At 72.9% G+C, this 12,130-nt stretch carries 11 protein-coding genes; 10 read left to right on the forward strand and 1 reads right to left on the reverse strand.

The annotated features are described in order from the left end of the window. Positions 1 to 91: 91 nt before the first annotated feature. The gene (locus ACFV1L_RS28880) at positions 92 to 1,357 is read right to left on the reverse strand and encodes a hypothetical protein (protein WP_380371213.1); all 1,266 of its coding nucleotides are present in this window, start codon (positions 1,355 to 1,357) and stop codon (positions 92 to 94) included. Positions 1,358 to 1,867: 510 nt separating this feature from the next. On the opposite strand from ACFV1L_RS28880, the gene ACFV1L_RS28885 reads away from it, so the two are divergent. From ACFV1L_RS28885 to ACFV1L_RS28930, 10 genes are all read left to right on the forward strand, one after another. Next, positions 1,868 to 2,755, forward strand: a complete 888-nt coding sequence (locus ACFV1L_RS28885; protein WP_380371215.1) for an LLM class flavin-dependent oxidoreductase — start codon at positions 1,868 to 1,870, stop codon at positions 2,753 to 2,755. A 129-nt stretch (positions 2,756 to 2,884) separates the two neighbouring features. Next, positions 2,885 to 4,276 (forward strand): hypothetical protein, encoded by a 1,392-nt coding sequence (locus ACFV1L_RS28890; protein WP_380371217.1) that lies wholly within the window; start codon positions 2,885 to 2,887, stop codon positions 4,274 to 4,276. 199 nt (positions 4,277 to 4,475) lie between these two features. Continuing rightward, complete coding sequence (locus ACFV1L_RS28895) at positions 4,476 to 5,408, forward strand: hypothetical protein (RefSeq protein WP_380371220.1); 933 nt, start codon at positions 4,476 to 4,478, stop codon at positions 5,406 to 5,408. Positions 5,409 to 5,442: 34 nt separating this feature from the next. Then, complete coding sequence (locus ACFV1L_RS28900) at positions 5,443 to 6,375, forward strand: hypothetical protein (protein WP_380371223.1); 933 nt, start codon at positions 5,443 to 5,445, stop codon at positions 6,373 to 6,375. After that, positions 6,372 to 7,223: a hypothetical protein gene (locus ACFV1L_RS28905; protein WP_380371225.1), complete on the forward strand. Its 852-nt coding sequence runs from the start codon at positions 6,372 to 6,374 to the stop codon at positions 7,221 to 7,223. The genes ACFV1L_RS28900 and ACFV1L_RS28905 overlap by 4 nt, the downstream gene beginning before the upstream one ends. Next, on the forward strand, positions 7,220 to 8,278 hold the full coding sequence (locus ACFV1L_RS28910) for a hypothetical protein (protein ID WP_380371227.1): 1,059 nt from the start codon (positions 7,220 to 7,222) through the stop codon (positions 8,276 to 8,278). Before ACFV1L_RS28905 ends, ACFV1L_RS28910 begins: the two co-directional genes overlap by 4 nt. A 211-nt stretch (positions 8,279 to 8,489) precedes the next feature. Continuing rightward, positions 8,490 to 9,530 (forward strand): ABC transporter ATP-binding protein, encoded by a 1,041-nt coding sequence (locus tag ACFV1L_RS28915; RefSeq protein WP_380371229.1) that lies wholly within the window; start codon positions 8,490 to 8,492, stop codon positions 9,528 to 9,530. Further along, positions 9,527 to 10,423 carry an ABC transporter permease gene (locus ACFV1L_RS28920; RefSeq protein ID WP_380371231.1) on the forward strand — a complete coding sequence of 299 codons (897 nt, stop codon included), beginning with the start codon at positions 9,527 to 9,529 and terminating at the stop codon, positions 10,421 to 10,423. Before ACFV1L_RS28915 ends, ACFV1L_RS28920 begins: the two co-directional genes overlap by 4 nt. A 9-nt stretch (positions 10,424 to 10,432) precedes the next feature. After that, on the forward strand, positions 10,433 to 11,350 hold the full coding sequence (locus ACFV1L_RS28925) for an ABC transporter ATP-binding protein (RefSeq protein ID WP_380371232.1): 918 nt from the start codon (positions 10,433 to 10,435) through the stop codon (positions 11,348 to 11,350). 10 nt (positions 11,351 to 11,360) lie between these two features. Beyond that, positions 11,361 to 12,077 (forward strand): ABC transporter permease, encoded by a 717-nt coding sequence (locus ACFV1L_RS28930; protein WP_380371234.1) that lies wholly within the window; start codon positions 11,361 to 11,363, stop codon positions 12,075 to 12,077. The last annotated feature ends 53 nt before the right edge of the window (positions 12,078 to 12,130 follow it).

The raw sequence follows: 12,130 nt of genomic DNA on the forward strand, positions 1-12,130 counted from the left end.
CGGTAGGGCGGGCACCGGTCCGGTACCGCAGATGACGGCAGCCGGCCGGCCGCTGGAGTGCGGTCGGCCGACTGTTCCGCGTGACGCCGGGTCAGCTGTGCGAGCCGCGGCGGCGGCGGAGGGCCGCCAGGGTCGCGGCGCCGCCGGCCACCAGGGCGAGGCCGCCGCCCACCACGGGGGCAAGGCCGTCCACGCCGGTGCTGGCCAGCGTGCCGGAGGTGGTGGTGCCGGTGGTGTTGCCGGTGGTCCCGGTGACCACCGGGGCGCTCGTCGTCGCGGCCGGGGAGCCGGTCGGAGTCGGCGTCGGCGTCGAGGTCGGGGTGCCCGTGGCGCTCGGGGCCGGGCTCGTCGGAGCCGGGGAGGTCGCCGGGTCGGTCGGCGTCGGGGTCGGCGTCGGGGTGATGGTCGGGGCGGGAGTGGTGCCGAGGAAGGCGAACGCACCGTGCGCCTCGGGGTTGCCGGCGCCCCAGGTCAGGATCTGGTACTCGGCCCGGACGTCGACCTTCCAGCTCACCAGTTCCGGCTGGGCGGCCAGGGTGTAGGAGACGGTGGTGTCACCGGCGGGGAGGTCGCACCAGATGATCGTGGTCGGCGAGTTGAGCTCGCTCGTCACGTGGTTGCAGGACCCCGCGGGCGACGCCGTCGCCTCGGTGACCTTCACGCCGATCGGGGTCGGGAAGTAGGGCCAAGTGGGCTGGCCCTCGGCGCTGTTGAAGTGGAGCTGGAGCTTGCCCGGGTCCACCGCGTGGACCGTCACCTGCTGGGTGACCGACTTGCCGGCCGGGAGGTCCGGAGCGGTCACCTTGACGGTGTTCCTGGCCACGTGCTCGCGCGTCTCCACGGTGACCTTCGCGGCCCCCTCGCTCGCCGGGCCGCCGGCCGGGCCGCTGCCCGCCGTCTTCACCTTGGCCACGGCGTCCGTGACGCTCCCGCCCTTCGGCACGAAGGCCACGCCGTAGTAGGCGACCGTGCCGTCCGGCACGGTGTCGGCCACGTCGATCAGCGGCGAGGAGAAGATGTTGGGCGGAGTGGCGTCGCAGGTGTACACGCCCGCGGTTCCGGCCACCGGTGCGCAGGGCGAGCTCTCGTACCTGGTGTTCACGTGGACGCTGACGCCGGCCGGGAGTTGGAGCGAGGCGCCGGCGTCGGTCAGCGGCTTCGCGCTCACGGCGAAGACCCACGTGCCGTCCGCGATGCCGAAGACGCTCCCCGGGGACAGCGGTCGGTCGGACTCGCCCGGCTGGAGCACCAGGTCCTTGAGCTGGAACGTCACCGGCTGCGGGTCCGCCTGCGCCGCTCCGGCGAAGGCGAGGCATCCGGTACCGAGCGCGGCGACCGCGATTCCGGCACTCAGCATGCGACGTGGGGCACTTCTGGCCATGCGCATCTCTGTCTTCCTCGAAGTCGAAGGGCCGCGGCCCGACCGCGGCGGCGCGAGGTCCCCCCTGCGCGCGGCCGTAGCGTAGTCGAAGCCGGTACGAACGGAGAAAGGAATTCCCCCACCGGGCAAAGCCGGTGTGACGCCTCCCGAACCGCCCCGGGAAACCTGCCGGCCGGACGGCGTGGAAACGCCTCACCGGTGAGAACGAACGGTCCACTCACGCGGCGTCCGCCGGAACCGGGTGATCCCGACGGCCGCGCGCCGCCCGGGACCACCGGCGCCGACCCCCGGCGGCGGGTTCACCGAGCCGGTCGCCGATCACGGAGACCCCGGGCCGGGCCTCCTGCGCGCAGTACCGGGGCTTGCGCCGGCGCAGCGGCTCCTCGCCGTGCTCGACCCAGTCAGGTCCTGGTGATTCCTGCGGCCCGTCAGGCTCGAACCGGTTGCTCCGCGTTGCCCGAACCTCGCCCGCGTAAGGTCGGGAGCATGCGACTGAGCACGGTGATCCTCCCCATCCACCGGTGGAGCGAGGGACAGAAGGTGTGGCGGCGGGCCGAGGAACTGGGGTTCCACGCGGCTTACACGTACGACCACTTGAGCTGGCGGAGCTTCCGGGACGAGCCGTGGTTCGGGTCGGTGCCGACCCTCACCGCCGCGGCGTGCGCGACCGAGCGGATCCGGCTCGGGACGCTGGTGACCTCGCCGAACTTCCGGCACCCGGTGACGCTGGCGAAGGAACTGATCACGCTGGACGACGTGTCCGGCGGCCGGGTGTCGCTGGGGATCGGGGCCGGCGGGACGGGGTTCGACGCGACCGCGCTCGGACAGGAGGCCTGGTCGCCCAAGGAGCGGGCCGACCGGTTCGGTGAATTCCTTCCGCTGTTGGACGAGTTGCTGACCAACGGGACCACCACCCGGGAGGGGGCGTACTACTCGGCGGTGGAGGCGCGGAACATCCCGGGCTGCGTCCAGCGCCCGCGGCTCCCGTTCTACGTGGCGGCGACCGGGCCGCGCGGCCTGCGGCTGGCGGCCGAGTACGGGCAGGGCTGGGTGACGTACGGCGACCCGCGCGGGCCGGCGGACGTGCCGGTGGAGCAGGCGCCCGAGGTGATCGCCCGGCAGATCGGCAAGCTGACCGAGGCCTGCGAGCAACGCGGCCGGGACGTCGCCGAGTTGGACAAGCTGCTGTTGCAGGGCTCCACCGCGGAGAAGCCGCTGCAGTCGGTGGACGCCTTCGTCGACTGGGCGGGAACCTACCGGGAGCTGGGCATCACCGAGCTGGTGGTCCACTGGCCGGTGCCGGACTCGATCTTCGCCAGCGACCTCGACGTCTTCGAGAAGATCGCCACCGACGCCCTGCGCCAGCTCGGCTGACACGCCGTCGGCCCGCGGCGGCCCCGGCCCGGAACGGCCAGGGCCGCCGCAGGAATGGTCGCCGGGGAGCCCTAGGCTCGTCCGAAACCCGGCGCACGCACGGGACGAGAGCCTCAGGAGGGGTACGGAATGAGCGGGGACAGCGGCGGTCCCGGGCAGCAGCCCGGCGGCCAGTGGGGCTACGGACAGCCCTACGGTCAGGGCCACGGCCCGGGTTACGGCCAGGGGTACGGACACACGGGCTGGGGAGCGGGAGCACCCGGCGGGTGGGGACACGGTCCCTGGGGGACCACGCCGCTCGCCCCGAAGCCGGGCGTCATCCCGCTGCGCCCGCTGTCCTTCGGCGAGATGTTCAGCGCCGTGTTCGACACCGTCCGCCGGTACTTCAAGGCGCTGTTCCTGCCGCTGCTGGCGGTCACCGGCATCGGCGCGGTGCCGGTGGTGCTGTTCTCGGTGCTCTTCGTGGGCGACCTGCGCGACGCGATCGACCGGCTGCCGGACGACGGTTCGGCGACCGGCCAGCAGGTGTGGGACGTGGTCGGCCCGATGCTGCTGCTGACCCTGGTGTTCCTCCTGGTGCTGCTCGCCCAGTACGCGGTCGCCGGCCCGCTGTCCACGGTCGTGCTCCGCGCGGCCGCCCTCGGACGCCCGATGACGGCCGGTCAGGCCTGGCGCGAGGCGCTGCCCCGGGTCTGGTCGGCCCTGCTGTCGCAGGCGCTGGTGGTGGTGCCGCTGGTGCTGCTGGTCGGCCTCGCGGTGGGCGGCCCGATCGGCTGGGCGGTGGCCGCGGACAGCCCGCTGGTCTCGCTGTTCGCCCTGGTGATGGCCCCGGCCGCGGTGGTGGCCGCCGTCTTCGTCAACATCCGCCTGGTCCTCCAGGTGCCCGTGCTGGTGCTGGAGGAGACCACCGCGGTCGGCGCGATCCGCCGGGCCTGGCGGCTGAACGAGGGCAACTGGTGGCGCAGCCTGCTGCTGTCCTTCGTGGTGTGGCTGATCGGCCGCCTCGCGTCCAACATCGTGAGCTACCCGTTCGGCATCGTCCTCACCGCGGTGATGCCGGACAACGACCCCTACACCTACGACACGCAGGCGACCGACGCCCTGCCCGGCGCCGGCGCGCTGACCACCGTGCTGGTGATCGGCCTGCTGTTCGTGCTGCTGATCGTCGCGGCGACCGCCCCGCTGACGCCGCTCGCCAACGGCGTGATGTACATCGACCGCCGGATCCGCAAGGAGCGCCTGGACGTCGCCCTGGCGGAGGCCGCCGGCATCCGGCTGGGCGACCCCGCCGGGTACGCCGCCCAGCCCACTCCGCCGGCCCAGCCCACTCCGCCCGCTCAGCCCACTCCGCCCGCTCAGCCCGCGCCGTCGGTGCATGCCCCGGCCACGCCCTCCGACGAGGCGCCGAAGGCCCCGTCGGCCGAGGCCTCGACGGTGCTGCCGGCCCAGCCCGCGCCGCCTGCTGACGTCCCGTCCGATGCGTCTGCTCCGTCCACGAAGGATGACTCGGGCACGAGCTGATCCGGGCCGGGTTGCGTTTCGGTCACGGACCGTCCGATTGGCGCGGGAATACGGCTATTCGCCCGCCCAATCGTGTTGTTGACGACTGCACAGGGCTCCCATAATTCGTGCACCGCATGCGGAACCGGTGTTCGAGTCGGCCGGGGGGACGGCTCGCCGCTGCCATGCGGTCATCCATGTGCACTCTGGGGGGAGACCCTTGTCCGTTTCCGAACCGACCCCTGGCCAGGGGCCGGCCGCCGCGCCCGCCCAGCAGCCGTCGGCCACCGAGTCCAACCCGTTCGCCCCGCCCGCGTCCGAGAACACCGAGGTCGCGTCCGAGAAAACCGAGGCCGCGTCCGAGAACACCGAGGCCGTGCCGTCCGACGCCCCGCAGCCGAGCGCCGCGGGGCGCGGGCTGCCCCGGGCGGCAGGCGTCGCGCTGGCGGTGGCCGGGCTGCTCGCGGTCACCGCGACCAGCGCGGCCGTCACCGTCGTGGTCGGCCGGCCCGACCCGGCCGGGCGGGCGGTCGCCGCCCCTGCGGTCACCGCGAGCGCCTCGGCCAGTGCGAGCGCCAGCGCCTCGCCCAGCCCCACGCCGACCCCGACTCCCCCGCCGACCGTTGCGCCGCGTCCGGCCAGCACGCTGCAGGGCAGCGTCTCCGGCGGCAAGCACAGCGGCGACCTGCGCTACTTCCTGCTCCCGGTGCCGGACAACGCCGACCCGTACGGTTCGCCGGACGGCGCGATGCTGAGCATGGAGGACCTCCAGGCGCAGTACAGCGACAGCGTCGACATCAAGGAGGTGCTGGACTCCTGGGGCTTCAAGGACGCCGCCGGCCGCACCTACCGCCTCCGTGACGGCAAGACCGAGATCCGCTCCGAGCTCAAGCGCTTCGGCCGCACCGACCGCGCGCAGGGCTTCGCCGACCACTCGGGCTACGGCGACGACTCCTTCGACATCGACGGCGTGTCCAACGCCAAGGGCTACATCTTCAAGCCCAAGGAGCAGGCGTACACCGGTGCGCTGATCGGCATCGGCGTGGTCGGCGACGTGGTCTACGAGATCACCGTCGAGGTGCAGGGCGACCCCGACAAGGCGCTGCTCTTCGACGCCATGAAGCGCGAGCGCGACCGCCTCACCAACGGCTGACGGCCGTCCCGAACTCTTCTTCCAGGAGCACCAGTTGAGCACCGAGTCCACGGGCGCAGCGGAGCCCGGGGCGGCCGCCGCCGTGCCGTCCGAACCCCCGGCGGCGGCCCCGCCGGCCGAGCCCGCCGCAGAGCCTGTCACCGAGGCCGTCACCGCGTCCGAGGCCGCACCCACCCGGCCCGACGCCCCGCCGTCCGACGCGCTGCCGTCCGACGCCACGCCGGCCGACACCACGCCGGCCGAGCCGGGCGCCGAGGGCGGCGAACCCGCGCGCAAGAAGCGGAAGTTCGGGGCCGGTGCCCTGTTCCTGACCGCCGTGGTGGCCGGGCCGCTGATCGGCGTCGGCGTCGGCTACGGCATCCAGGCGGCCCGTCCGGCGACGCCGCTGCCGGCGCTGGCCGCGCCGAAGCTGAGCTACCCGGCCGAGCGGGTCGACGCCAAGGCGCTGGCCGCAGCCGGTCCGCAGCCGCTGAACATCGACGGCGACCTGCGCGACCTGCTGATCAAGCGCCCGGACGGAACCAAGGACGAGACCGACGGCGACGGCGACGGCTGGCTGACCGCCGCGGACCTGGCGGAGAACTACGGCAACAGCGCCGCGGAGTTCAGCGACCTGCTGTCCGAGGGCTTCCGCCGGGCGGCGTCGGTCAGTTGGTCCTCCGGCGACGTCAGGTACCGGGTGAAGCTGATGCAGTACACGCCCGAGTTCGTGAACCAGGCGATGGTCGGCCTGATGCCGCGCACCTCGGACGCGGACCTGTCGAAGATCGCGGGCAACGACGACAGCCTGATCCTGGTCTCCAAGGTGCAGTACACGTACGCCCGCACCACCGAGAAGTACTACTACGGCGAGGCGCTGGCCCGGAAGGGCACCGTGCTGATGGGCGTTCAGGTCTACAGCAAGGGCCCGGTGGACCGCGGCCAGCTGGAGGACATCGCCAAGCGACAGTGGGAGCGAATCGCGTGACCGACATCGAATCCCCCGAGCCGGTCGCCGAGCCCGCCGTCCCGGAGCCGACCGCCCCCGGGGCCGACGGACTTCCCTTCGGCCCAACCGGGTTGCCCGGGGGCGAGGCTCCGGCGAAGCCCCGCCGCACCGCGCTGAAGGCGGTCGCCGCGGTGGTGGCCGCGGCGCTGGTCGGCGTCGGCATCGGCGAGGCGATCATCAAGGTCCACTACAGCGACCGACCGGCGCCCGTGGCCGCGGCGCCCGCCGCGCCCTCGGCGAGCCCGGCCCAGGCGTGGGGCGCGAAGTCCAACGGCAACCACTTCGGCAGCCTGCGCGACCTGATGCTGCCGGTGCCGTCCGGCTGGCGGCTGGGCCCGGACTACAAGTCGATCGGCAACGACCACGAACTCCGTGACGCGGACCTGGACAAGGCGCTGAAGGAGACCCTCGCGGACGTTCCGGAGAAGTACCGGAAGGACGCCGAGAACGCGCTGTCCTCGCTGCACATCCAGGGCATCGGGGCACGCACCCTGGCCGCCACGGACAACTCGACGACGGTGACGCTGGTGCTGAGCCAGTACAACCAGCAGGCGGTGGCCGCGGAGAACAACTCGTACGGCAAGTGGTACACCGACAACGAGCTGTACCGGGTGGGCCCGGGCGTCGCCGGCCACGCGGAGGCGCACTGCGCGCTGCCGATGCTGAAGGCCGGCGACCAGCTCGACTACCTGCAGTGCTACGCCGGCGTGGGCGACCTGCTGGTGCAGATGGAGGTCGCCGGGATCGCGCCCCTCGACCAGAACAAGGTCGTCGACCTGTTCCGTCAGCAACTCGACCGACTGGCCATCCCGGGAGCCACCGCATGAGCACCGACACCACCCCGAGCACCGGGCCGTCCGAGCCGACTGAGCCGACGGGGCAGTCCGGGTCCGAGTCCGAGCCGACGGGGCAGTCCGGGGCCGGGTCCGAGCCGACCGAGGGGCCCCAGCCGTCCGAGCAGTCCGAGTGGGCGGCCCCGGCCGCCGTGCCGGCCGCGGAGGACGCCGACACCGACGAGGCCGACCCGTTCGCCGCGCCGTTCCCCGGGCGTCCGAAGCCGGACCGCAAGCGGATGTGGCAGGCCGGTGGCGCGCTGCTGCTGACCGTGGCGCTCGGCTCCGGGAGCGCGGTCCTGATGACGCTGCCGGACCGCACCGACCTGCCCGGTCTGGCCACGCCGAACGACGGCCGGTACGTGTTCCCGGAGTTGGCGCTGCCGCCGCTGCCGGCGGGCGCCTCGGCGCCGTCCGACTACAAGATCAAGACGCATGCCGCGGACCTCCGGGGCCTGCTGCTCCCGATGCCCAAGGGTGCGGTCGGCACCGGGCCGTCCGCGGCGCCGAGCGCGAGCCCGAGCGCGGCCGCGCCGGCGTCCCCGAGTGCGGCTCCGAGCGCGTCGGGCAGTGCCTCCGCGCGGGCGAGTGCGGCGGCCCTGCCTCCGGTGGCGGGCCGCTGGGTGCCGTGCGACCGGGACATGATGCTGGCCAAGGAGGACAAGTACGCGCTGCGGCTGACCACCGACGCCTGCCGCGGTGCGGCCGCACAGGGCTGGACCGCCAAGGACGGCACCCGCACCGAGCTGCGGCTGATCCGGTTCGGTTCGCAGGACGAGGCGAACGACTTCTTCAACGGCGCCAACCTGATGAGCGCGACCAAGGACATCGAGTCCTCGCACCTGGACATCGAGGGCACCTACAAGGTGGCGCTGGGCCAGTCGAACGTCCGGCTCTCGGACGCGCAGGCGGCCGGCGTGCCGACCGGCCGGATCGGCTGGGTGGCGTGCGGGGACACGGTCGCGCTGATCCAGATGACCAATCCGCAGGGCGTCCCGGAGCAGGCGTTCCGGCAGGTGCTGCTGCTGCAGAGCAGCCTGATGGTCTGACCGGCGCCGGACCCCGCCGAACGAATCCGCCGGACCCCGCGCAGCTCGCCGCTGCCCGGCCCCGCACCGGCCGCTGACGAGGCGTCAGTGGTGAAGCGGCTCCCGCCCGCCTCCCGAACCCCTAGGGGGCGGGCGCGGAGTGTCATCCCGTGGGCGGATGAAGGCTCGGCCGCCCAGCGCATGGTCCCGGGGTGTGACGAGGACTACGTTGATGACCGTGTCCACAGTCATCAAGACGGACGGCCTCACCAAGAGGTTCCCCCGGGTCACCGCGCTCGACCGGCTCACCGTGGAGGTGCAGCCCGGCGTGGTCGGACTGGTCGGAGCGAACGGCGCGGGCAAGTCCACACTCATCAAGATCCTCCTCGGGCTGTCCCCGGCCACCGAAGGCACCGGCCAGGTGCTCGGCCTGGACATCGCCACCCAGGGCGCGGAGATCCGCGAGCGCGTCGGCTACATGCCCGAACACGACTGCCTGCCGCCGGACGTCTCGGCCACCGAGTTCGTGGTCCACATGGCCCGGATGTCCGGCCTGCCGGCCTCCGCGGCCCGCGAGCGCACCGCCGACACGCTCCGCCACGTCGGCCTGTACGAGGAGCGCTACCGCCCGATGGGCGGCTACTCGACCGGCATGAAGCAGCGCGTGAAGCTCGCTCAGGCGCTCGTCCACGACCCGCAGTTGGTGCTGCTGGACGAGCCGACCAACGGCCTCGACCCGGTCGGCCGGGACGAGATGCTGGGCCTGATCCGGCGCGTCCACACCGACTTCGGCATCTCCGTGCTGGTCACCACCCACCTGCTGGGCGAGCTGGAGCGCACCTGCGACCACCTGGTGGTGATCGACGGCGGCAAGCTGCTGCGGTCCTCCTCCACCGCCTCGTTCACCGAGGCCACCCAGCTGCTCGCGGTCGAGGTCACCGACCACCCGACCGACCGCGCCTTCGACGCCGAGGCGGTACTGCGCGAGCGCCTGACCGCCGCCGGGCTGACGGTGCGCCCCGACGGCAGCCGCATCCTGCTGGTGGAGCTCGCCGGCGACGGGACGTACGACACCGTCCGCGACACCGTGGACGACCTCGGCCTCGGCCTGATCCGGCTGGAGCAGCGCCGCCACCGGGTCGCCGAGATCTTCAGCGCCGACCCCGACGCGCACGCGGAGCACCGGCCGCAGCCGGCCCCGCAGTCGCAGGAGTCGCAGGAGTCGCACGACGAGCAGGCCGCGGCCGTGCCGGCAGGAGGCGAGCAGGCATGACCACCCCCGCCCAGACCCACAGCGGCGTCATCCACGACATCGGCTACCGCCCGTACACCGGGCCCCGGTTGGGCCGCCGCTACGCCACCCGCTCGCTGTACGTGCAGAGCCTGCGCGCCGCGTTCGGCCTCGGCCGGTCCGGCAAGTCGAAGGTGCTGCCGTTCCTGCTGCTCGGCGGACTGACGGCGCCGGCGCTGGCGATGCTCGCCATCGCGGTGTTCGCCAACCTGAAGCAGATGCCGCTGGACTACGCCCAGTACCTGTCCAACTTCTCGGTGCTGACGCAGATCTTCCTGGCCGCGCAGGCCCCCGTGCTGATGTCCCGCGACCTGCGCCACCACGTCGTGCCGCTGTACTTCTCCCGGCCGGCCGGCCGCGGCGACTACGTGGCCGCCAAGTTCGGCGCCATGTTCAGCGCCCTGATGATCATGCTGTCGCTGCCGCTGCTGGTGCTGTTCGTCGGCTCGCTGCTGGCCGAGTTCCCGTTCGGCGACAACCTGGTCCACCTGCTGTACGGCCTGTTCGCCGCCGTCCTGTACGCGCTGCTGTACTCCGCGCTCGGCCTGCTGATCGCCGCCGCCACCCCGCGCCGCGGCTTCGGCGTGGCCGCCATCATGGGCACCCTGATGATCACCGGTGCGATCGCGGCGATCGTCCGCGGCCTGACCGGCGGCTACGACCCCGTCCCGCGGGAGTCCGCGTACTGGGCCGAGCTGATCTCGCCCAGCGGCACCGTCGAGGGCCTGGTCAACCAGCTCTTCGGCCTCGGCGGCGACGGCCCCGACAAGCTGCACGCCCCCGGCACCCTCGGCGCGCTGGTGTTCGCCGCGGTGATCGCCGTCGTCACGGCCGGCAGCTACGCGCTGATGCTGCGCCGCTACCGGAACGTCTGAGAGGCAGCCATGGCCGTCATCACCATCGACAAGGTCTCCCGCTGGTTCGGCAACGTGGTCGCCGTCAACGACGTCACCATGACCATCGGACCGGGCATCACGGGCCTGCTCGGCCCCAACGGCGCCGGAAAGTCCACCCTCATCCACATGATGAGCGGCTTCCTCGCCCCCTCCTCCGGCGCGGTCACCCTGGACGGCGCCCAGATCTGGCGCAACCAGCAGGTGTACCGGCAGATCGGCCTGGTCCCCGAGAAGGAGTCGATGTACGACTACCTGACGGGCTGGGAGTTCGTCCTCGCCAACGCCGAACTGCACGGCCTCGCCGACCCCGGCGCCGCCGCGAAGCGGGCCATCGCCCTGGTCGAGATGGAGTACGCCCAGGAACGCCAGACCGGCACCTACTCCAAGGGCATGAAGCAGCGCGTCAAGATGGCCTCCGCCCTGGTCCACGACCCGGCGGTGCTGCTCCTCGACGAGCCGTTCAACGGCATGGACCCCCGCCAGCGCCTCCAGCTGATGGAGCTGCTGCGCCGGTTCGGCGCCGACGGGCGCACCGTGCTGTTCTCCTCGCACATCCTCGAAGAGGTCGAGCAACTCGCCCGCCACATCGAGGTGGTGGTCGCCGGACGGCACGCCGCCTCCGGCGACTTCCGCGAGATCCGCCGCCTGATGACCGACCGCCCGCACCGCTACCTGGTGCGCTCCAGCGACGACCGCCGGCTGGCCGCCGCGCTGATCGCGGACGGCTCCACCGCCGGCATCGAACTCGACGCCGCCGAGAAGGCGCTGCGCATCCAGGCGATCAACTTCCAGGGCTTCACCACCCTGCTGCCCAAGGTCGCCCGCGAGGCCGGCATCCGGCTGTACACCGTCTCCCCGGCCGACGAGTCGCTGGAAAGCGTCTTCTCGTACCTGGTCTCGTCCTGAAGGGCCACCGATGAACACCACCGTCGCCAGGCTCACCGCCCGCGGCCTGTTCGGCCGCCGCCGGATCCTGATCCTGCTGGCCGTCCCGGTCCTGCTGCTGGTCATCGCCGTGATCGCCCGCAACAGCACCCTGGACAAGCTGGAACTCGCCCACAGCATCCTGGGCAACCTCGCCCTGGGCACCCTCGTCCCGATCACCGGCCTGATCGTCGGCACCGGCGTGATCGCCACCGAGATCGAGGACGGCTCGATCGTCTACCTGCTGGCCAAGCCGCTGCCGCGCTGGCAGATCGTCACCACCAAGCTGGCCGTCGCCGTCGGCGCCGCCTGGCTGCTGTCCGCGCTGCCGACCTACCTGGCCGGCCTGATCGTCTACGGCTCCGCCGACGGCATCGCGGCCGGCTACGCCGTCGGCACGCTGGTCGCCGGCGCCGCCTACAGCGCGCTGTTCCTGCTGCTCGGCGTGGTCACCCGGCACGCCGTGATCGCCGGCCTCGCCTACGCGCTGATCTGGGAGAGCCTGATCGGCAACTACGTCGAGGGCGCCCGCACCCTGTCCGTCCAGCAGTGGGGCCTGTCGCTGACCCAGGCGGTCGCCGCCGACGGCACCGTCACCGCCCCGGTCGGCCTGAGCACCGCGGTCTGGCTGCTGATCGTCGCCGCGGTCGGCGCCACCGCGCTGGCCTCGGTCAAGCTCGCCGGCCTCACCCTCAACGGCGAGGAGTAGCCCCGCCGGAGACGCGGAACGGCGGGGACGGCACGCAGCCGTCCCCGCCGTTC

This window comes from Kitasatospora sp. NPDC059646, assembly GCF_042734615.1.
GTDB lineage: Bacteria > Actinomycetota > Actinomycetes > Streptomycetales > Streptomycetaceae > Kitasatospora.

Excerpts from the sequence above, each read along its gene's own strand:
- ACFV1L_RS28920 (WP_380371231.1), top strand. The coding sequence starts at position 9,527 with ATGACCACCCCCGCCCAGACCCACAGCGGCGTCATCCACGACATCGGC.
- ACFV1L_RS28890 (WP_380371217.1), top strand. The coding sequence starts at position 2,885 with ATGAGCGGGGACAGCGGCGGTCCCGGGCAGCAGCCCGGCGGCCAGTGG.
- ACFV1L_RS28885 (WP_380371215.1), top strand. The coding sequence starts at position 1,868 with ATGCGACTGAGCACGGTGATCCTCCCCATCCACCGGTGGAGCGAGGGA.
- ACFV1L_RS28915 (WP_380371229.1), top strand. The coding sequence starts at position 8,490 with ATGACCGTGTCCACAGTCATCAAGACGGACGGCCTCACCAAGAGGTTC.
- ACFV1L_RS28880 (WP_380371213.1), bottom strand. The coding sequence starts at position 1,357 with ATGCTGAGTGCCGGAATCGCGGTCGCCGCGCTCGGTACCGGATGCCTC.
- ACFV1L_RS28930 (WP_380371234.1), top strand. The coding sequence starts at position 11,361 with ATGAACACCACCGTCGCCAGGCTCACCGCCCGCGGCCTGTTCGGCCGC.
- ACFV1L_RS28910 (WP_380371227.1), top strand. The coding sequence starts at position 7,220 with ATGAGCACCGACACCACCCCGAGCACCGGGCCGTCCGAGCCGACTGAG.
- ACFV1L_RS28925 (WP_380371232.1), top strand. The coding sequence starts at position 10,433 with ATGGCCGTCATCACCATCGACAAGGTCTCCCGCTGGTTCGGCAACGTG.